This is a genomic window from Gilvimarinus chinensis DSM 19667, assembly GCF_000377745.1.
GTDB classification, from domain to species: Bacteria; Pseudomonadota; Gammaproteobacteria; order Pseudomonadales; family Cellvibrionaceae; genus Gilvimarinus; species Gilvimarinus chinensis.
In genome coordinates, this window is record NZ_KB898706.1 from 497,951 (window position 1) to 519,350 (window position 21,400).

General features: G+C 50.6%; 18 protein-coding genes. 12 read left to right on the forward strand and 6 right to left on the reverse strand.

The genetic code is table 11. The features are described 5' to 3' along the window. Window positions 1-38 precede the first annotated feature (38 nt). The 6 genes from ftsZ (at window position 39) to D568_RS0102260 (ending at window position 8,475) form a co-directional block, all read left to right on the forward strand. Complete coding sequence (ftsZ, locus tag D568_RS0102235) at window positions 39-1,193, forward strand: cell division protein FtsZ (protein ID WP_020207936.1); 1,155 nt, start codon at window positions 39-41, stop codon at window positions 1,191-1,193. Between the two features lie 249 nt (window positions 1,194-1,442). Next, window positions 1,443-2,354 (forward strand): UDP-3-O-acyl-N-acetylglucosamine deacetylase, encoded by a 912-nt coding sequence (lpxC, locus tag D568_RS0102240; RefSeq protein WP_020207937.1) that lies wholly within the window; start codon window positions 1,443-1,445, stop codon window positions 2,352-2,354. A gap of 169 nt (window positions 2,355-2,523) precedes the next feature. Continuing rightward, window positions 2,524-3,459 (forward strand): M23 family metallopeptidase, encoded by a 936-nt coding sequence (locus tag D568_RS0102245; RefSeq protein ID WP_020207938.1) that lies wholly within the window; start codon window positions 2,524-2,526, stop codon window positions 3,457-3,459. A gap of 84 nt (window positions 3,460-3,543) precedes the next feature. Continuing rightward, window positions 3,544-6,282: a preprotein translocase subunit SecA gene (secA, locus tag D568_RS0102250; RefSeq protein ID WP_020207939.1), complete on the forward strand. Its 2,739-nt coding sequence runs from the start codon at window positions 3,544-3,546 to the stop codon at window positions 6,280-6,282. Between the two features lie 12 nt (window positions 6,283-6,294). Then, a complete protein-coding gene (gene argJ / locus D568_RS0102255) occupies window positions 6,295-7,515 on the forward strand; it encodes a bifunctional glutamate N-acetyltransferase/amino-acid acetyltransferase ArgJ (protein ID WP_020207940.1) in 1,221 nt (406 codons plus the stop codon). Window positions 7,516-7,527: 12 nt separating this feature from the next. Then, window positions 7,528-8,475: a Nudix family hydrolase gene (locus D568_RS0102260; RefSeq protein WP_020207941.1), complete on the forward strand. Its 948-nt coding sequence runs from the start codon at window positions 7,528-7,530 to the stop codon at window positions 8,473-8,475. 44 nt (window positions 8,476-8,519) lie between these two features. Here the strand turns inward: D568_RS0102260 and yacG are convergent, their stop codons facing one another. The 5 genes from yacG to pilB form a co-directional block, all read right to left on the reverse strand. Further along, a complete protein-coding gene (gene yacG / locus D568_RS0102265; protein ID WP_020207942.1) occupies window positions 8,520-8,708 on the reverse strand; it encodes a DNA gyrase inhibitor YacG in 189 nt (62 codons plus the stop codon). Between the two features lie 29 nt (window positions 8,709-8,737). Continuing rightward, window positions 8,738-9,346, reverse strand: coding sequence for a dephospho-CoA kinase (coaE, locus tag D568_RS0102270; protein ID WP_020207943.1), 609 nt, complete (start codon window positions 9,344-9,346; stop codon window positions 8,738-8,740). Window positions 9,347-10,114: 768 nt separating this feature from the next. Beyond that, window positions 10,115-10,969: a prepilin peptidase gene (locus D568_RS0102275; protein WP_020207944.1), complete on the reverse strand. Its 855-nt coding sequence runs from the start codon at window positions 10,967-10,969 to the stop codon at window positions 10,115-10,117. A gap of 8 nt (window positions 10,970-10,977) precedes the next feature. Beyond that, window positions 10,978-12,237, reverse strand: a complete 1,260-nt coding sequence (locus D568_RS0102280; protein WP_020207945.1) for a type II secretion system F family protein — start codon at window positions 12,235-12,237, stop codon at window positions 10,978-10,980. 3 nt (window positions 12,238-12,240) lie between these two features. Further along, window positions 12,241-13,947, reverse strand: coding sequence for a type IV-A pilus assembly ATPase PilB (gene pilB / locus D568_RS0102285; protein WP_020207946.1), 1,707 nt, complete (start codon window positions 13,945-13,947; stop codon window positions 12,241-12,243). 336 nt (window positions 13,948-14,283) lie between these two features. Here pilB and D568_RS0102290 point away from each other — a divergent pair, with 336 nt between their 5' ends. Both D568_RS0102290 and D568_RS0102295 read left to right on the forward strand, forming a co-directional pair. Continuing rightward, window positions 14,284-14,766: a pilin gene (locus D568_RS0102290; protein WP_020207947.1), complete on the forward strand. Its 483-nt coding sequence runs from the start codon at window positions 14,284-14,286 to the stop codon at window positions 14,764-14,766. Between the two features lie 124 nt (window positions 14,767-14,890). Next, complete coding sequence (locus tag D568_RS0102295) at window positions 14,891-15,373, forward strand: pilin (RefSeq protein ID WP_020207948.1); 483 nt, start codon at window positions 14,891-14,893, stop codon at window positions 15,371-15,373. A gap of 406 nt (window positions 15,374-15,779) precedes the next feature. On the opposite strand, the gene nadC is transcribed toward D568_RS0102295, so the two are convergent. Beyond that, entirely contained in the window at window positions 15,780-16,634 is an 855-nt protein-coding gene (nadC, locus tag D568_RS0102300) for a carboxylating nicotinate-nucleotide diphosphorylase (RefSeq protein WP_020207949.1), read from the reverse strand. A 288-nt stretch (window positions 16,635-16,922) separates the two neighbouring features. Here nadC and D568_RS0102305 point away from each other — a divergent pair, with 288 nt between their 5' ends. From D568_RS0102305 to D568_RS0102320, 4 genes are all read left to right on the forward strand, one after another. Continuing rightward, window positions 16,923-19,202 (forward strand): DUF1631 domain-containing protein, encoded by a 2,280-nt coding sequence (locus D568_RS0102305; protein ID WP_020207950.1) that lies wholly within the window; start codon window positions 16,923-16,925, stop codon window positions 19,200-19,202. Between the two features lie 177 nt (window positions 19,203-19,379). Beyond that, window positions 19,380-19,952: a 1,6-anhydro-N-acetylmuramyl-L-alanine amidase AmpD gene (ampD, locus tag D568_RS0102310; protein WP_020207951.1), complete on the forward strand. Its 573-nt coding sequence runs from the start codon at window positions 19,380-19,382 to the stop codon at window positions 19,950-19,952. 11 nt (window positions 19,953-19,963) lie between these two features. Beyond that, window positions 19,964-20,863 (forward strand): regulatory signaling modulator protein AmpE, encoded by a 900-nt coding sequence (gene ampE / locus D568_RS0102315; RefSeq protein WP_020207952.1) that lies wholly within the window; start codon window positions 19,964-19,966, stop codon window positions 20,861-20,863. Between the two features lie 18 nt (window positions 20,864-20,881). Further along, window positions 20,882-21,364 (forward strand): YajQ family cyclic di-GMP-binding protein, encoded by a 483-nt coding sequence (locus D568_RS0102320; RefSeq protein ID WP_020207953.1) that lies wholly within the window; start codon window positions 20,882-20,884, stop codon window positions 21,362-21,364. Window positions 21,365-21,400 lie beyond the last annotated feature (36 nt).

Sequence of the window (21,400 nt, forward strand, 5' to 3'; positions counted from 1 at the left end):
TTAAATTTTATGTTTACGGACGATGAGAGGGGATTACCATGTTTGAACTTGTAGATGACATGCCACAAAACGCAGTGATTAAAGTCATTGGTGTAGGCGGTGGCGGCGGTAACGCCATCAAACACATGATTGCCAATCAGGTAGAAGGCGTAGAGTTTATTTGCGCTAACACTGATGCACAGGCTCTGAACGACATTGATGCAAAAGTTGCCCTGCAGTTGGGCAACAGCATGACAAAAGGCCTGGGCGCTGGTGCCAACCCCGAAGTTGGTCGACAGGCTGCAATGGAAGATCGAGAGCGTATCGCAGAATCTTTACGCGGCGCTGATATGGTGTTTATCGCTGCCGGTATGGGTGGGGGTACCGGAACAGGTGCGGCGCCGATTGTTGCTGAAGTGGCGCGCGATCTGGATATCTTAACCGTCGCGGTCGTTACTAAGCCTTTCCCATTTGAAGGCCGCAAGCGTATGCAGATTGCCGATGCCGGTATCAAAGAGCTGCAAGAGCGCGTTGATTCTTTAATTACTATTCCCAATGAAAAACTGCTGTCGGTATTGGGTAAGACCACCAGCTTGCTGGACGCCTTTAAAGCCGCCAATAGTGTGCTGCAGGGCGCAGTGCAGGGGATTGCCGATTTGATCATCCGCCCAGGTATGATCAACGTTGACTTTGCTGATGTCCGCACCGTGATGTCTGAAATGGGCATGGCGATGATGGGTACCGCTCATGCACAAGGTGAAAACCGTGCCCGCGAAGCGGCTGAGGCAGCCATTCGCAGTCCGCTGCTGGAGGATGTAAACCTGCAAGGTGCTCGCGGTATTTTGGTGAACATCACTGCCGGTATGGACCTGTCCTTGGGTGAGTACGGCGAGGTGGGTGACACTATTGCCGAGTTCTCTTCTGATGATGCGACCATCGTGGTGGGAACGGTTATCGATCCCGAGTTGTCTGACGAGCTGCGTGTTACTGTGGTAGCAACAGGACTGGGTGCTGCAGAAGAAATGGCGAAAGCTCCTACCAAAGTGGTGGTGGATAATACTCGCCGCGCGGACGGCCAGGTGGATTATGCGGCATTGGATCGCCCGACCGTCATGCGTAACGGTGCAAATGCTCAGGCGGCAACGGCTCCTGCGGCTGATAGGGATATGGAGTATTTGGATATTCCGGCATTCTTACGGCGTCAGGCAGATTAGGAACAGAAGGGCACGCCTTGGGTGTGCCCTGGGCAGCTTGCACTAGAATTGTGCGAACTAACGGTAAAAACTGGTGAAGTTTATGAGTTTTTGCTATAGTTCGCCGTCTTAAACAGCCGTGTTTTCCAGGCTGCGTCGTAAACGTGTCAGTATCCTCTGTCAAAGTGGGTTGAAACTGCCGTGTTTGCGAGACAGTCGCGCCTGCCCAGATGTTTGTCCGAACCATCGACATTAGAGCCATACCTTAAAATGATCAGACAGCGTACGCTTAAAAATGCCATCCGCGCCACAGGCGTTGGTTTACACACGGGTCAGAAAGTGTATTTGACCTTGTTACCCGCTCCAATTGATTCCGGCATCGTGTTTCGCCGGGTAGATCTGGACCCGGTAGTGGAAATAGAAGCCAAAGCCGAAAACGTGGGCGATACCACCCTCTCTACCAGTTTGGTCAAGGATGACGTCAAGGTATCAACCGTGGAGCATTTGCTTTCTGCTATGGCGGGGCTGGGTATTGATAATGCCATTGTTGAGGTTAGCGCTCCAGAAGTGCCTATTATGGACGGGAGCGCCGGGCCATTTGTCTTTTTGATTCAGTCGGCTGGTATCCAAGAACAGGCGGCGGCGAAAAAGTTTATTCGTATCAAGCGCCCGGTAACGGTTACTGATGGAGATAAGTCCGCTAGTTTTGTGCCTTTTGAAGGATTTAAGGTCTCATTTTCTATTGAATTCGACCACCCAGTCTTTCAGGGGCGTTCACTGGAAACCACGGTGGATTTCTCCAGCACTTCCTTTGTAAAAGAAGTGAGCCGTGCCCGAACTTTCGGTTTCATGCATGAAATTGAGTACCTCCGCTCCAAGGGGTTAGCTAAGGGCGGCAGCGTTGACAATGCTATCGTCGTGGATGAATACCGCATCCTTAATGAAGATGGCTTGCGCTATGAAGACGAGTTTGTAAAACATAAAGTGCTGGACGCAATAGGCGATTTGTACTTACTGGGTAATAGCCTGATTGGTGAATTCAAAGCCCATAAATCGGGACATGCGCTCAATAATAAATCTCTACGTCAGCTGATTGCTCAGCCCGATGCCTGGGAAGTGGTGACCTTCGATGATGAAACCGCAGCCCCTATCTCCTACATGAAGCCGCTTTTAGCGGTGTAAATCGTCAAATTTAAGGCCTGCGGATTGTACTCCGCGGGCCTTTTTAATATAGTTGGCGACATTTCCAGCAAGCTAATCGTTATAAGCGCGATCTACAATTATAATCGTCGCCCATCAAATGATAGATTAGTTAGCGCTCAATAACCCGGAAAGCCGCTAATATTGTGCTATGAAGATCATACTGGTCAGTAAGCGTCACGGACACGCCCGCAGCATTACGCTGGGGGGCTGGACGCGTGCTGTGCTGTCGGTTTGTATTCTTGGCTTACCGGCGGTGGCGGGAGTTTTAGGTTATCACTTACTGGTAGCACAGGCTGGGCACAGCGATGTGTTTACGGCCGAAACCCGCCGAGCGTGGGAGGCGGCTTTGGCAGAGCAGAAGTCGCAGGTGGTTGAGAATCAACGCCGCGCCCGAGCCGAAGTCGCCGCACTAACCCTAAAAGTTGCCGAGCTGCAGGCAAGGCTTGTACGGCTTGATGCATTGGGTGAGCGCCTGACAACTATCGCCAAACTGGATCGTGGTGAATTCGATTTCTCTCAAAGCCCTGCTTTAGGTGGCCCCGAAGGTGAGTCTTTGGGTGATGCCTATACTCCACCGGACTTTCTTAGCGCAATTGATGAACTCTCCCAGCAGATTGAGAACCGAGAGCAACAGCTAGAAACGCTGGATGCTTTGCTGGTAAACCGACGCTTAAAAGAAGACATTTTTGTGGCTGGCCGACCGATTGAAAAGGGCTGGATGTCTTCTCGCTTTGGCCGCCGCACAGACCCTTTTACTGGAAAGGCCGCTTGGCATGGCGGGGTCGATTTTGCGGGTAAAGAAGGGGCCAAAATCATTGCTGTTGCCTCCGGCATCGTCACTTGGTCCGGTGATCGCAGTGGCTATGGCCAGCTGGTGGAAATTAACCATGGCAACGGCTTCACGACGCGTTATGCTCACAATAAAGAAAATACGGTTGAAGTGGGCGATGTGGTCAAAAAAGGTCAAGTCATTGGCTTGATGGGGTCTACGGGACGCTCTACAGGCCCCCATGTTCACTTTGAAGTCTACAAAAACGGTCGCGCTGTCGATCCTGCTTCTTATATCCATCGCACCTTGCGATAACCTCCCTCTCTGCGCACAAAACAACGACTGACCCCGGGTAAATTAAGGCTCGGAGTCACTGATTTATCTATTCGGATTTTTAACATGTTAGGCAAAATTACTAAATTTATCGTTGGCTCTAAGAACGACCGTGTACTGAAGCGTATGCGCAAAGTGGTGGTGCGCATCAATGCGTTAGAAGAACAAATACACGGGTTATCGGACGCCGAGCTGAAAGCCAAAACAGATGAGTTTCGCAAAAGGTACCAAGAGGGCGAAAAACTGGATGCCATTTTGCCAGAAGCCTTCGCGGTGGTGCGTGAAGCCGGGCAGCGCACTTTGGGCATGCGACACTTTGATGTGCAAATGATTGGTGGGATGACGCTTCATGAAGGTTGCATCGCTGAAATGCGTACCGGTGAAGGTAAAACCCTGATGTCGACTTTGCCCGCTTACCTGCGCGCCATCACCGGCTTAGGTGTGCACATCGTAACGGTAAACGATTATCTGGCTAGCCGCGATGCTGCCTGGATGAAGCCGCTGTACAATTTTTTAGGCATTTCTGTGGGGGTTATTCACTCGGGACAAGACCCGCAGAGCAAGCGAGAAGCATACGCAGCTGATATCACCTACGGCACCAACAATGAGTTTGGTTTTGATTATCTGCGCGACAATATGGCCATGTCTAAGGCTGATAAAGCGCAGCGCCCACTGCACTTTGCCGTGGTGGACGAGGTTGACTCCATTTTGATTGATGAGGCTCGTACACCGCTGATTATTTCCGGCCCCTCGCAAAACAGTTCGGAAATGTACCAGCGTATGAATAAGCTGATTGGCAGCCTGTCTCGCCAAAAAGAAGGGGAAGACGATGGCGATTATTTCGTCGACGAAAAAAGCCGCCAAGTTGAATTGACGGAGCAAGGTCATCAGCACGTAGAACAGTTGTTGATTGATAGTGGCTTATTGCCTGCCGAAGACAGCCTCTATTCGGCGGCGAATCTCAGTTTGCTCCATCACGTTAATTCCGCCTTGCGTGCCCATGCGCTGTTTCACCGTGACGTTGAGTATATTGTGCAAAACAACGAGGTTGTGCTGATTGATGAGCACACCGGCCGGACGATGCAAGGTCGTCGTCTGTCAGAAGGCTTGCATCAAGCCATTGAAGCCAAAGAGGGGGTGCGAATTCAAAATGAAAGCCAGACTCTGGCCTCAACCACCTTCCAGAATTTATTCCGTTTGTATCCTACCCTGTCAGGAATGACCGGTACTGCCGATACCGAAGCATTTGAGTTTCGCGAGATTTACGGCTTAGATGTGGTGGTGATTCCCACCAACAAACCTAAACAGCGCATCGATAAAAACGATCTGGTGTACCTGTCTATCGAAGAAAAGTTCGATGCAATCGTCCACGACATTGAAGAGTATCGCAATAATAATGCCCCCATATTGGTGGGTACCGCCTCTATTGAAACCTCAGAGGAAATGTCCCGTCGTCTACAAAAAGCGAATATTCCGCATCAGGTACTGAACGCTAAATACCACGAAAAAGAAGCTGAAATTATTGCTCAGGCCGGTCGGCCGGGTACTGTGACTATTGCCACCAATATGGCGGGTCGCGGTACCGATATTGTGCTGGGTGGTAATTGGGAGGCTGAAGTTGCGCAATTGAATAATCCAACTGAAGCGCAAATTGAGCAGATAAAAACCGACTGGAAAGAGCGTCATAGAGCCGTAATTGATGCGGGCGGTTTGCACATTATCGGCACAGAGCGTCACGAGTCTCGCCGTATTGACAACCAGCTGCGAGGTCGCGCAGGGCGTCAGGGTGATCCGGGGGTGACTCGCTTCTATCTGTCGCTTGAAGACAACCTTATGCGAATTTTTGCCTCCGACCGGGTGCGTAATTTTATGCAGGCGCTAGGTATGGATAAAGGCGAAGCCATTGAGCACCGTATGGTGAACAACGCTATCGAAAAAGCCCAGCGCAAGGTTGAGGGGCGTAACTTTGATATCCGTAAGCAACTGTTGGAGTTTGACGATGTGGCTAATGACCAGCGTCAAATTGTCTATCAGCAGCGCAACGAACTGCTGGAGGCAGAGGATATTTCTGACACCATAACCAACGTTCGAGCCGATGTTGTCAACGATTTTGTCAGCGTACACATTCCGCCTCAGTCTATTGAAGAGCAGTGGGATATTTCCGCGCTGGAAAAGCAAATTGAAGCCGACTTTGGCCTGCAATTGCCGTTACAGCAATGGCTGGATGAAGATGACAATCTTCACGAAGAAACCCTTCGTGAGCGCATTTTGAATGAAGTGCAAGGCGCTTACGATGCTAAGTGTGAACGTATTGGTGCGGCGGTAGGTAAGCCCGATGCTATGCGCGAGCTGGAGCGGCAAGTGATGTTGCAAGTGCTGGATAATTCCTGGAAAGAGCAACTGGCCAGTATGGACCACTTGCGTCAGGGTATTAACCTGCGCTCTTACGCACAACGCAACCCTAAACAGGAATACAAGCGCGAGGCGTTTTACCTGTTCCAGCAAATGCTGGATACCGTTAAAGAAGAAACCATTAAACTGCTGGCGCGGGTTGAGCCCATAACTCAAGAGCAAATGGATCAAATGGAGCAGCGTCGCCGCGAGATGGAAGAACAGCAGCGCCGCCAAATGCAATTAAAGCACGAGCAAGCTTCCGCTATGGGTGAAGCGCCGCAAAGTGCGCCCGACTCAGGCCAGCAGGCTAACGCTCCTTACACCCGAGATGGCCGTAAAGTAGGGCGCAACGATCCATGCCCATGCGGGTCTGGGCAAAAATTTAAACAGTGTCACGGTAAATTAAGTTAAGCGAGACGATAAATGGCCGTAGGTGAATACCCTTTTCCGGTTATGCCCCCTGTTGAAGGGGTTTCTATAGGCATTGCAGCGGCCGGCATCAAAAAAGCCGACCGCAATGATGTGTTGCTTTTTTCACTGTGTGAGGGTGCCAGTGTTGCCGGTGTTTTTACCCAAAATACGTTTTGCGCTGCGCCTATTAAAATTTGCCGTGAGCATTTGCAACTCGCCAGGCCGCGTTTACTGGTGGTTAACTCGGGTAACGCCAACGCATGCACCGGCAGCAGCGGCCGCGCCAATGCGCTAAGTGTGTGTGATCAAGTGGCCAGCCAGTATGGTTTAAGTGCCGCCGAGGTGTTGCCCTTTTCCACCGGCGTTATCGGTGAGCCCCTGCCCGTCGGTAAGATAAACGCGGTTGTACCCGCACTGGTACAAAGCGCGCAGGAAGATAACTGGCAACTGGCCGCGCGCGCCATCATGACAACCGATACTCGTCCAAAAGGTGCGACACGCCAGATAGAAATTGATGGCACCACCGTCACCGTCAACGGCATTGCCAAAGGAGCGGGAATGATTAACCCAAACATGGCAACGATGTTGGGCTTCATTGCTACCGACGTGGCAATTGATCAAACCGTTTTACAAGGGTTGGTCCGCGAAGCGGCAGGCTTGTCGTTTAATCGTATAACAATCGATGGCGATACTTCCACTAACGATGCCTGCATGGTGATGGCATCGGGAAAAGCCGGTAATAAATTAATTGCCGATCCTCACTCTGACTCGTATGCGGCGTTGAAAGCGGCTGTTAATGAAGTGTGCATTGAGCTGGCGCAAATGATTGTGGCCGATGGCGAAGGTGCTACTAAGTTTGTCACCATTGATGTAAAAGGCGGCGCCAGTCACGACGAATGTTTAAAAGTTGCCTACGCCGTGGCTCACTCACCGCTGATTAAAACCGCGCTGTTTGCCTCCGACCCTAACTGGGGCCGCATAGTCGCGGCTATTGGTTACGCAGGAGTGGAAAACCTGGACGACACGTTAGTGCGAGTACATTTAAACGATGTGCTGATTGTTGAAAATGGCGGTCGGGCTGAGTCGTACACCGAAGAGCAAGGCCAAAAGGTTATGAGTGGCGAGCGCATCGGCATTCACATTGATCTCGGCCGTGGCGATTGCAGCGAACGGCTGTGGACGACGGACCTGTCTTACGAATACGTTCGCATTAACGCCGACTACCGAACGTAGTATTTCTGCTTTATGCATAAACTCATCCACGTTGCCGTCGGCGCGATTACCGACGGCAATGGCAATATCCTGCTGGCTAAACGCCCCGAGCACGCCCACCAGGGCGGGCTGTGGGAATTTCCCGGTGGCAAGGTAGAGCCCGGTGAAACCTTATTGCAAGCACTTGATCGAGAACTCTACGAAGAGCTGGATATTCGCGTACTAAGCGCCGAGCCGGTCATTGAAATTATCCACGACTATGGTGATAAAACCGTTTGGCTGGATGTGCATAGGGTTACGGGGTTTCGCGGTGAGCCTTTGGGCAAAGAGGGGCAGCCCCTAAAATGGGTACCCGTGGCAGAGTTAAGCCGCTACCAATTTCCCGCCGCCAATTACCCTATTGTTAACGCCCTTACGCTGCCCGATAGATTATTAATTACCGGCGATTATTCCGGTGCTGAGGATTTTACCCACAAGTTAACCCAGGCGCTTCGGGCGGGCATAAGTTTAGTGCAACTGCGCGCCCATCAGAGCAGCGATCAAAACTATCTGGAGCTGGCCAGGCGCGCCGCCGATTTGTGTGCTAAGTACCGGGCAAGGCTGGTACTAAACCGCCATAACGCTATTGATTTGCTCAAGCAAGTTCCCGCGCACGGCGTACACCTGACTTCAGCGCAGCTGCAGGGCTCAGCAAAAATACCACAGGGCATACTCTGGAGCGCATCCTGTCACAATGTCTCGCAACTGCAGCTAGCGGTAGAACGCGGCGCACATTACACGACTCTATCACCGGTAAAGCCAACCTTAAGCCATCCATGCTCGCCTACGCTGGGGTGGGATGACTTTGTCCAGCAAGTAAAAAAGGCCGCGATTCCGGTGTACGCCCTGGGCGGCATGACCGAGGCCGATTTACCCATCGCCAAACAAAAAGGTGCCCAGGGTATTGCCGCTATCTCGGCTTGGTGGGGAAGGGTGGTTTGATGCTTGACGTACCAAACCTCCGACGTTAGTCGTCAAGTTTTTATTTATTCAAGCTCATCATTCTGCGCTACGGCATCTTCCCCGGGTATCCGGTGGCCTTCATTGGCCCACTCACCTAAATCAATCAGCTTACAGCGTTCGCTGCAAAACGGGCGAAAGGGGTAGCGCTCGCTCCAGGTAATGGCTTTTTGGCAGGTGGGGCAGTTGAGTTTAATCAGTGTGTCTTGGCTCACGGGTATCTCGGGTAATTTAGTGTTAGGGGTTAGTTGTTGGCGGCTTTGGCAAGTTGCAAATACTCTTGGTGTAGCGCTTCAACTTGCGGAACTAGGTCTTCTAACGAGCCGTGATTGTGCAGAATGTCATCCGCCTTGGCAAGGCGCTGGGTTCGCGCCAGCTGGGTCGCCATAATGGCTTTAATACGCTCGGCATCCGAATTGTCGCGCGCCGCAGCGCGCTGTATTTGTTCAGATTCTTCGCAGTCAATAACCAGAATGCGCGATGTCAATTGGTGCTGGTCCGTCTCCAATAGCAGCGGCGAGACCAGCAAAGCATAAGGCGAGGGTGCCTCGCCAAGCTGCTGAATAATCAGCTTGCGAATGGCCGGGTGTAATAAATCCTCTAGCCAGGTTTTGGCCTGAGGGTCGTTAAAAATAATCTCGCGCAACGCGCGCCGGTTTAATTCGCCGTTAGGCAGTAAAATATCCGCGCCGAAATGCGCGGCAATCGCAGCAAGACAAATCGTACCCGGCTCCACCACCTCCCGCGCTGCGATATCGGCATCTACCACGGTAACGCCATAGCCGGCAAATAAATCCGCTGCCGCACTTTTACCGCTGCCAATGCCGCCGGTTAGGCCGATGATGAGAGACATAGGTTGTGACCTTTGGGTAGATATTGATGGTTGGTGCGCTAAGGCGCGCCTATTTTATGCCCGAATCGCCGGGCGTTGCGAGTTACTTTTTAGGGGTAAAAAGTAACCAAAAACCTCGCCCAACATCTGGCCCCTTCGGGGTCCCCTCACTCCGGCCAATTTTAGCGGTCGGTCTAAACCGCACGTCCATGTGCGCTTAGACCTTTCGCGCTCGCAGCCCAGGCTGGCCTCTCTGCTCCTTTGGGGCATTCACCTTCTCCAGAGCGCTCAACCCCTAAAATCAGCCTCCGCTCGGCTCAGCTGTAAACGGGCGATAACCCCAATTGGCTCCACGCTATGACGGTGTAGAAAGTCTAATAAGTTAACGTCACTAAATGTAAAGATTTCTCTCGCATAAAGTTATTGATTCTAAATCCAACTACGAAGTGCCGCTTTTGGCTCCCGTAGAGCCCGCCGAATGGAGGTCTGCTTTTTGTGGGTACGCGCACAGGACGTGCGCACAAGCATCGTCAGGCCAGGGACAAGGTGAATTGCGCAGCATGAGAGGGTGCCCTGGGGTACGGCCTGTCGATGCGGCCCACAAAAACAGACTGGAGTGAGGAGACCCGTAGGGCGGGATCTTCGGGGAAGGGGTTTTGGTTACTTTTTACCCTTAAAAAGTAACTCGCAACGCCCGGCGACACGGGCAAACAAAAAGCCGTTCGCCAGCGCAACAGTTTGTTCAGACCTCAGACCTCAGACCTCAGACCTCGGTCGTCAGACCGGTTATTAACCCACCATCGCTATCTGCAGATACCGCGCGACAATTTCATCACCCCACAGCATGGCAATCCAACCAGCTATGGCCAGGTAAGGCCCAAAGGGGATGGGAATGTTTTTATCCCGGCCTTTAATCACAATCAGCGCAACGCCAATGACCGCTCCCACCAGGGAGGATAAAATGATAATTAAGGGCAGCATCTGCCAGCCCATCCAGGCACCCAGAGCGGCCAATAGTTTAAAGTCGCCGTAGCCCATGCCCTCTTTGCCGGTTAACAGTTTAAACACCCAAAACACCGACCATAGTGACAAATAACCAAATACCGCCCCCCACAGGGCGCTGGGCAAGTCAGTTATTAGGCCAAAGCTGTTTACAAGTAGCCCTAGCCACAGCAACGGCAGGGTGATGTTATCCGGCAACAGTTGAGTGTCAAAATCAATCACCGTCAGGGTTAGCAGTGCCCAGGTAAATATCAATACTGCTGCCGCCTGCCAGGTAACACCAAAATAAAACACCACCGCGACGGACAATAAAGCCGTAGCCAGTTCAATGATTGGGTAGCGGGGGGATATACGAACCTGACAATTGGCGCAGCGCCCTTTTAGCAGTAAATAGCTAATAACCGGAATATTCTGCCAGGGCTTAATGGGCGCCTTGCACTTGGGGCAGTGGCTGGCGGGAAAAGCCAGCCCCAGCTTTTCATCGGCTGGGGCGGGTTGTTCTAGTAGCTCGCAGCATTGGGTTTTCCAGGATGCTTCGAGAATTTTTGGGAGGCGGAGTATTAGGACATTTAGAAAGCTACCTAAAACTAAACCAAATAAAGTCGTAAATAGGTAAATAAACCACAAAGGTAGCTCAGACATTATTAACCTTAAATTACCTGACCAAGTTGGAAAATCGGTAAATACATGGCGACCATTAATCCGCCAACAAGTATACCCAATATAGACATAATCATAGGTTCTAATAAGGAGGATAAACTATCGACTTTGTTGTCGACCTCTTCCTCGTAGTAACTGGCGACTTTGTCTAGCATTTCGTCTAGTGCACCAGACTCTTCACCGATGGCAGCCATTTGGATAAGAAGTGAGGGAAACATTCCTTGGTTTCGTATAGATGAGTTAAGCGGAATCCCTGTGGAGACTTCTTCTTTTACGCGAGTAATGGCGTCAGAGTAAAGCTGATTGCCGGCCGCTCCAGCGACAGAGTCAAGCGCGTCGATTAAAGGGACGCCCGCGGCAAAAGTTGTAGATAAGGTTCTCGCAAAGCGCGCCATCACAGATAAATAAATTATATCGCCTATAACTGGCAGCTTGAGGGTGTACTTATCAATGAGGTACGAGAATTTTTTATTTTTGAGTTTGAGCTCTTTTACTAAAAAAACTAAAGCGATTGCCGAGATAAAAAAGATAATCCAATAGTTTTGAGCTAAGTCAGAAAGGTGTAAAACAAATAGTGTAAATGCTGGGAGTTCTGCACCAAAGTTTCCAAAGGTTTGAGCGAATTGAGGAACGACTTTAATTAACAGAATGGCTGTTACTACTATTGCCACAAGCACAACAGCGGCTGGATATGTGAGTGCTTTTTTAATCTTTGATTTCAAGGCCTCTGTTTTTTCTTTGTAAGTCGCAATTCGATCTAGCATGGTTTCCAGTGCGCCGGACTGCTCGCCGGCTTCTACCAAGTTACAGAACAAATCGTCAAAATGGCGAGGATGCTTTCGCAGGGCTGGAGCGAAGCCGGTGCCTGAAGCGACCTCGTCACGAATATCAAAAATCAACTCTCTGAGTGATGGATTGTCCACTCCTTCGGCCACAATCTCAAAAGCTTGAACAAGTGGTACGCCAGCCTTCATCATGGTGGCCATCTGCCGGGAAAATACCGCAATATCGCTGGGTTTGATTTTTTTCTTGCCGCCGCCAAACAATGGTTTAGGCTTTTTCTTAACGGATTGAACTGCTAGGCCTTGTTTTTGTAATTGGGCGCGAATCAGCGCGGGGCTGGTGCCGGACATTTCCCCTTGCACTTTTTTACCCTTTTTATCCGCCGCTTTATAAAGGTAAGTTTGGCTGGTTATTGCTTTAGCCGGACGTCTTTTTTTACTTGTTTTTTGCGCAGTTGCAGTGGCCATAGTTTAGTCCTTGGTGACTCGGTTGGCTTCTTCCAGGCTGGTTAAGCCTTGTGCAGCTTTTCGTAATGCTGAAACCCGCAAATTATTAAATCCGGCGGCTTGGGCTGCCTTGGCAATTTGCAGAGAATTCCCCCCCTCCATTATAAGGGAGGATATCTCAGGGGTAATGCGAACCACTTCATATACCCCGACCCGTCCTTTATAACCTTTTAAACAAGCATCGCAGCCTACCGGGTGGTACAGCTCAAACTCTTCCCGCGGTATCCCGATATCATCAAATCCTTCCTGGGTTAAAATGTCATCCGGTATATCGTCCGCCGGTTTGCGGCATTTGGTGCAAAGCCGTCTGGCCAAGCGCTGAGCAATAATCAGGCTAACACTGGTGGCCACGTTAAAGGCGGGTACGCCCATATTCAAAAGGCGGGTTAGAGTTTCCGGTGCGCTATTGGTGTGCAGGGTAGAGAGTACCAAGTGCCCGGTTTGCGCGGCCTTAATAGCAATTTCCGCGGTTTCCAGGTCGCGAATCTCCCCCACCATTACAATATCCGGGTCTTGTCGAAGGAAGGAGCGTAACGCTTCGGCAAAGCTAAGCCCCACCTTGGTATTCATTTGCACCTGGTTAATACCCTCCAGGTTTATTTCCACCGGGTCTTCGGCGGTAGAAATATTACGCTCTTCGGTATTCAAAATATTCAGCCCGGTATACAAAGACACCGTTTTACCGCTGCCTGTAGGCCCGGTCACCAAAATCATACCCTGAGGCTGCTCCAGCGCTTCCAGGTACATCTGCTTTTGGTCATCCTCATAGCCCAGGGCGTCAATACCCAGCTTGGCGGAGCTTGGGTCCAGAATCCGCAGCACGATTTTCTCGCCAAACAGGGTGGGCAGGGTATTTACCCGAAAATCAATGGCGCGGGTTTTGGATATTTTCATTTTAATCCGGCCATCCTGTGGTACTCGGCGCTCGGAAATATCCATTTGCGACATAACCTTTAAGCGCGCTGCCAACCGTGTGGCCAAGTTAATGGGCGGTTTGGATACTTCCTGTAATATACCGTCGGTGCGAAGCCGTATCCGGTAGGCTTTTTCATAAGGCTCAAAGTGAATGTCCGAAGCGCCGATTTTTATCGCATCCAACAGAATTTTATTAATAAAGCGTACAATGGGCGCTTCGTCTGCCTCACTGGTGGCCTCTTCCTGCTTGGCATCGCCGCCTTCGGTGTCCAAGTCCAGGTCATCATCGTCCAGCCCGCCCAGAGCATCGCTTAGGCTTTCTTCATTAGCGTTTATATAGGCTTCAAGGGCGGGGGCCAGCTTGTCGGCCTCTACCAATACCGCTTCGGTATTAATGCCGGTATTAAATTTAATTTCATCCAGGGCGTGCAGGTTGGTAGGGTCCACCATGCCCACAAACAACCGGTTGCCACGGCGCATTAACGGCAGGGCGTGGTGTTTTTCAATCAGCTTTGGGTCCACCAGCTTTTGTGGCAGGGCGCTGGGGCTAATGGCGCGAATATCAAACACCGGGGTGCCAAACTCATCGGCGGCTATTTGCGCGACGGTTCGGGCATCCAGAATATCGTTTTGCACCAAATACAGCGCAAACGGCAGTTTTTGTTTGTTGGCCTGGGTCAGGCCGTCCGCGGCCAGGGTTTCATCCAGTACCCCGTCCATTACCAGTCGTTTTGCCAATCCGCTGAGTGCTGCCATAGCTTAGGTGCTTTTTTTGGTGTGGTTTATAGCTTATGTCGCTAACGCCCTGTTAATTCTGGCGATTCGCAAAGGTCACTTACTTTACGAACTGTGGCGGTCTTTGGCAATGCCTGTTGCGCTAAGGCGTGATTAGTAGCGTGGGGCTAGAACATTACTGAGTGACATTTTTTGTCAGGTGGTGAAATTTTACGGCAGTTTTTGAGCGGGCTCAGGTCGTAAGAGCGGCATTTAATACTTAATCGGACTTGGCCCGGGCTTTGCTTTTAAGCTGGTAGACCCTTGGGGTCGGTTTAAAAACAATGATTTCAAATTGAGCATACATTGGAGGCTCTGATGAAGAAGCAACAAGGTTTTACTTTGATTGAATTGATGATCGTGGTAGCGATTATTGGTATTTTGGCTGCCGTGGCTCTGCCTGCATATCAAGATTACACAATCCGTTCGCAAGTTACTGAAGGTATGAGCTTGGCTTCTGCAGCGAAAACTGCGGTAGCTGAGACTTATATCAACCGCGGCACAGTTCCCGCTGACCGTACCGCAGCTGGTATGTCTGCGACACCTACTGACACTAACGGCCAGTATGTTTCTCAAGTAGACGTTAACGCTGGTGAAATTGTTATCACTTTCGGGGCGAACGTTAACTCTAATATCAATGGCAATACCCTCGTGCTGACTCCTTACGAGTCTGCTGACGGTTCGATTGCTTGGCAGTGCAACAGCGCGACAAATGGCCCCGCTCCGGGCGGCGCTGCCTTGGGTGGTCCAACCGCCGGCAGTCTGCCAGCTCAGTATGCTCCTGCTCAGTGCCGTACTTAATTTAGGTTAGGTTGCAGTTAGCGTAAGCTGACAAAGGCCGTCTCTTGGGGGTTCCGGAGACGGCCTTTTTTATGTTGTGTTAGCAGGGGCTTCTTAGAATTGCTTATGGCCGGGGAATTATGAAATGAAAAAAAATACCGGTTTTACCTTGATCGAATTAATGATTGTAGTGGCAATCATTGGCATTTTGGCGTCTATCGCCTTGCCAGCTTATAAAGATTATACAATCCGCTCTCAGGTTGCAGAGGGGATGAGTTTGGCTTCGGCGGCCAAAGCGGCGGTGGCTGAAACCTATATTAATCGTGCAGTTGTGCCTGTTGATCGCCTTGGTGCGGGAATGAGTGCAGCTGCTACCGATACCAGTGGCCAGTACGTACTTTCTGTAGATGTGGCAGCGGGGGAAATCGTTGTTACATTTGGTGTGAATGCGAACCCTGAAATCGCCAATACTACTTTAATTTTAACCGCTTATGAGTCAGCAGATGGATCGCTAGCTTGGCAATGTAATAGTGCGTCTAACGGTCCGGTGCCGGGTGGCGTAGCGCTTGGTGGTCCAACGGTGGGAACATTGCCTTCTCGTTACGCACCAACAGAGTGTCGATCTTAGTTGGGAAGGACAAAAAGAGGCTGGTTTATATAAAAAGCCTACTCGGTTCATTGCTTCAGCGGCCACTTTGGGGTATCGGGGACAGCTCTTTGATTTTTGATCAATCTTTTCTAGCCTAGTTGATGCCATTGATTCGAATGGAGGCGATTATGGGTGGGCCCTTAACGGATAGAGTATCCCGGCGTTCTGTTTCATATTACCCTCGAGGCGATCGTCGCGAAGCGACTTATACAATGAGCGGCAGGCTTTGCTGGATGTGTTAACTGCTGCTGGCGTCCGATTTAACTGGGATGCCATGTCGATTGTTTGATGGATAGCTAGTACCACCTTATAGGCGAAACGCCGGGTACGGAATTAATGCGGGAGAAAAATAATGTTGTATTCAATATCCAGCGTTAGGCCGCCTTCATTTTGTCACCCGCATAGATAAATCCACCGCCCGGCAGTGTTTGGTCAGTGCCCCTACGGATATGCGGCTGATATTTTTAAACAGCGCTTTTTGCGCGTTAATTTTTGCGATATCCACGCCGCCGGATACTTCCAGCTGGGCAGTAAATTCCCGCCCTTCTAAATGTTGGTTGACTTCAGCTAAATCCATTTCGTCCAGCATAATAATATCTGCACCGCTGGCGAGGGCTTGATCCAGTTCTTCCAGGGTTTCTACTTCTACCTCCACCGGTTTGCCGGGGGCAATGTCGCGTGCTTTGGTTACGGCATTTTCAATGCTGCCTGCGGCGGCTATATGGTTCTCTTTGATTAAAAAGGCGTCGAACAGGCCGATACGGTGGTTATGGCAGCCGCCGCAGGTGACGGCGTACTTTTGTGCCAGGCGCAGGCCGGGCAGAGTTTTTCGGGTATCTAGAATTTGTATGGGCAGGCCTTCTACCTGTTGGGCGTACTGCTGGGCGGTGGTGGCAATGCCGGATAATAGTTGTACAAAGTTAAGGGCGGTGCGTTCGCCGGTCAGTAATGAGCGCGCGGGGCCTTTGAACTCAAAAAGCAAGCTGTTGGCGCAGGCCGTTTGGCCGTCGTCGATGTGCCAGATGATGTCAACTTGCGGGTCTAGCTGGCGAAAGGTTTCGGTGACCCAGGCTTTGCCGCAAAAAATACAGTCTTCACGCGTAATAACCTTGGCGTGGGCCATTTCATCAGCGGGTACAAGCTGGGCCGTGATGTCCCCTTCGCCTATATCTTCGGCTAGGGCGGCAGTAACGTTACGGATGATGTCGGCTTCAAGGCCGGGCAGAGGGTGATTCTTCATAATTTGTTGGCATGGTTGGGATGCGGGTGGCGTATTGTACTGGGTGACGTTCGAAAGCGCAGCTATCGGTCGGCCTGTTAGGTGGGGCGCTTACCAAGAGGTGTTTGATTTTTAACCTTTCTTATAGGGAAATGTTTTAATTTTTCGTAGTTAATTTCTTGCTGGTATAAAGGGGCGGTGCATTTAGCAATAAGTGTGATATATCGCTCAGTGTGTGAAACTTCTGCAGCAATTGCTGATGTTGGGTCTTATACTGCAAGCTGAAAATTCCCTACCGGATGCCTTTGCATGTCCAGTTCAGGTTCAAAAAATCGTGAAAATGTTGTTCCGCTAAACCCGGATCAAAAGCGTTCCGCTGAAACGAGCTTGGCGCGTATGCCTGCGCCTATGCATCAGCTGCGGGAAAAATCGCGCATGCAGCTGCAGGTAATGTTGCGAGATTTATTCGATAAAACGGACGACGCATTATTTGAGTTGGCGGATAAAGCAACCAATAACCACGAACAAAACCTGTATTTTGACTCAATGCGGCAGGTTCGCCTACGCCGAAAAGAAACAGAGGCGGAGTTTTTTCGTCGAATAGATATCGGTTTTGCCCATCTGCTGTCGCCAGAGTCATTTTCTGAGCGCGTGGAAGAGCGCGAGGTCTCTCTGGATAATATGGCCTTGGTGGACCATGACGAGTTGGAGGAAATGGTGGCCAGCGAAACCATGGTAAACCGTGCCAGCGAGCAATTCTCTGAAAAGCTACAGCATCTGACATTACGGATGGATCAGCTGGTGCCGGCCAAGGTATACCTAAAAAACAACCCGGTAGGCCCTGAAATTATCTGCCATGGGTTTGTTGAGGCAGCCAGTGCCATCGAAATTGATGTCAAGGCGCGCTTGGTCCTGTTTAAGCTGTTCGATCGGCATGTAATGAGTCAATTGGGCGAGATTTATGAGCTGCTAAACCAACAGCTCATAGATGCCAATATCTTGCCTTCTATGCGAGGCGCCCCAAAAGTGCAGCGTGAGCAGCCCCGTCAGCCCGTACAGGAAGGCGGTAACGCTGAAGGCGCTCGTAGTGCCGGTAATTATGCAGAGGTTGATGAGAGTTCTGAGCAAGTGCTGTTGCAGTTGCGTGAGTTGCTGCAGGGGCAGCCTGGCCACCATGGCGCTGAGGCATCTGTTGGCGCAGCGGGCCAGGGGCCGAGGTTGTCGTCACAGGATGTTCTGTCTTTATTGAACCTGGCGCAACAGCGAACCGTTCAGCGTAACCAGCCTTTGGCTTCGGCGGATGAAGTTAAATCTCTCTTGAGCGGATTGCTGGCCCAGGGTGGCGAGGCTAACAAAAGTATTAATCAGGTTGACGAAGATGTTATCAATCTGGTGAGCATGATGTTTGAGTTCATTCTCGAGGATCGCAGCTTAGCCTCACCTATGAAAGTGCTGCTTGCCCGTTTGCAAATTCCCATGATTAAGGTCGCCATTGCGGATAAATCTTTTTTCGGCAAAGGTGGCCACCCGGCGCGTCGTCTGTTGAACGAAATGGCTACCGCGGCTTTGGGGTGGCAGGATAGTGGCGAAGAGGGCCGGGCAAAGGATGCTTTATACCGTAGAGTGGACGAAACGGTTAATCGGATATTGGCTGACTACAGTAAAGATGTAGGCATTTTTGAGGCTTTATTGCTGGAATTTCGAGCCTTTCAGGAAAAAGAGAAGCGCCGTGCTCAGATTTTGGAGCAGCGCACCATTGATGCCGAGGATGGTAAGGCCAAGTCTCAGCGTGCTCGCGCAGAAGTCGATGCGGCACTGGCCGAAGTGACCGCTGGTGTTAAGGTTCCTCAGGCGGCCGCGCAGCTGTTGGCTGCAGCTTGGTCTAATGTGATGTTTATCACTTGCTTGAAAGAGGGAGAGGATAGCGACGCTTTTGAGGCGCAGCTTGATACCGCCCGCGACTTGGTTTGGAGTACTACAACTGCAATGGATGCAGAAAGTCGCCAAAAATTATTAACCCTGGTGCCCGGACTATTGGCGCGCTTACGAAAAGGGCTGGAGGATATTGCGTTTAACCCTTATCAAATGGGGCAGATGTTTAAAGCGTTGGAAAAGCTGCATTTGGATATTCTGCGTGGCAAGGTGGATATTACTCCCGAGGTTGAAGCCACTCCTTTGGAAAAGGAGTCTTTAGAGGAGCTTGAGCGAGACGATTCGGTTGTGGGTACGGTTGAGCCGACTTTGGCTGAGCAGGCTCATGCTGAAGCTATGGTTGAGTTGGTTCCTGAGACGGAAGATTATCTGGATACCCAGCATTTGGCGCTGGTTTCTAATCTTACTCAGGGGTCATGGTTTGAAATGATCACTGAATCTGGTGATAAATGCCGCTGTCGGCTGGCCGCTATTATCAAGCCTACGGGCAAATACATTTTTGTTAACCGTACTGGTATGAAGGTGGCCGAACAAAGCCGTGAAGGTTTGGCCTGTGCCCTTCGCGATGGAAAAATGTTAGTGCTGGATGATGGAATGTTGTTTGACCGGGCGCTTGAGTCGGTTATTGGCAGTTTGCGTCAGTCTCGTGGCGTATAATATCGGCGGCCTGGAGCGTCTTTAAGCCGCTTGGTGCTCTCATTTACAGTACTTAGTTACCTCTAAGGGTGTGCTAACAAGTACGCCCTTTTCCTCTCTTTAGTCTTCCTATCTGTTTAGACCTTAAGGTATCTCAAAGCTATACTGCAGCCACGATCAGTTTGGGGGAGCGTTGTTGTGACTTTTGTAATTACAGAAGGGTGGTTTTTGGGGGTGGAGCATTGCTTATCACCCAACTACGGCGAGCGACCGGACGGCGTCGATATTAGCTTGCTGGTCATCCACAATATCAGCTTACCTCCCGGAGAGTATGAAAACGGCTGTATTCAACGTTTTTTTACTAACAAACTGGATGCCGATGCTCACCCATACTTCGCTGAAATTGCCCATCTGCAGGTGTCGGCTCATGCTTTGATCACTCGCTCAGGTGAGTTGATTCAGTTTGTCGATTTAAATAAGCGCGCCTGGCACGCGGGGCGCTCGTGTTTTGCGGGTGTAGAAGAGTGTAATGACTATAGTATTGGCATTGAGCTGGAAGGCACCGATTGTGACCCTTATACCGATGCACAGTACCGGACGCTTAGCCAAGTGACGCAGGCTATAATGCATCATTATCCCAGTATTACCCTTGATAGAATTACCGGTCATAGCGATATTGCCCCAGGGCGAAAAACCGATCCCGGAGAGTCTTTTGACTGGACACGTTTTTTACAAGCTTTACAGCGGGCTGCTGTAAGCGAAAGAGAGTAGCGGGTAAAACGATGGCTTTTTTAAGTGTGGTAATTGTGCTGCTGTTGGTGCAGTGGTGGGGCTCGGCCAAAATATTGCACCAAGACCTTTGGTTTTTGAAGTTCTGGCAGTGGTTAGAGCGTAATGTGAGTCTACCTGTGCCATTTTGCATTATGTTATCGGTTGCTGTGCCCGTTTTGGTTGTGGCTTTGCTTTTGGTTTGGTTGGATGGGTACGCGGGCGGGCTCTGGTTATTATTGGTTAATGTGGTGGTTTTACTGTATAGCCTGGGAAGGGGGCAGTTCAGCGAGCCACTACACGAGTATATTGACGCAGCGCACTGCGGCCAATCGGCAAAGGCGGCTCATATTGTTGAAACTATGAATCTTGACCCACACTTGCGCAGCAACAGCCAGGAAGAGTCCTGGGTTGGTCTTAATCATGATGCCTTACGGGTATTTTCTTATCGTGGTTTTGAGCGGATGTTTGCAGTGTTGTTCTGGTTTTTACTGGCCGGAGCTGCTGGTGCATTAGCCTATCGTTTGGTGGTTATTCTTTGGTCTCAGATGCTGCAGGTTAATCATAAAGGTGCGCCGGTTGTTACGAAAATGATTGTCTGGATTGAATGGCCTGCGGCCTGCTTAATGGGCTTGAGCTGGGCGTTAGTGGGTAACTTTGATGCCTGTGTTAAATCTTTGCGCCAAGGGGTGTTAAGTCTGTCTGAACCTACGCCGTCTTACCTTGCGCGAGTGCTACGGGGGGCGTTGGGTGATGAGGTTGCCGAGCAAACCAAAACTCAAGCTACTGCGACTCAAACTGTTACAGTGGAGCCTTCATACAGCTTGAGTTTGGTCGAGCAGATTGGCAGCATGTTTTCGCGTGCACTGTTACTGTGGGTGGTAGTGGCTGCAATTGTGACATTAATTTTTTAATTAAGTAGAGGGTGTGACATGCCATCGTTTGATGTGGTGTCTGAAGTAGACAAGCATAATTTAACTAATGCCGTTGATCAGGCGGCTCGAGTGGTGACTGGGCGCTACGATTTTAAGGGTGTCGAAGCGAAATTTGAATTAAAAGAATATGTGGTCACTATGACTGCAGAAGGCGATTTTCAGCTCAAGCAGATGCTGGATATTTTGCAGAGTGCAATGATGAAAAACGGCATTGACATTGCCTGCCTGGAGTCTAAGCCTCCTCGAGCCAGCGGAAAGCTGGTGGTGCAAGAGGTTGTGGTGCAAACCGGCATTGAGACGGACCTGGCAAAAAAGATCGTGAAAATGATCAAGGATCAAAAGCTGAAAGTGCAGGCGCAAATTCAGGGTGATCAATTACGGGTAACCGGTAAAAAACGCGATGACTTACAAGCTGTGATAGCCTTTTTGAAAGGTGCTGACATCGACCAGCCGCTGCAATTTAATAATTTCAGAGATTAATGGGCCGAAGGCGCTGCTTTGATAGGGCGGCTTAGG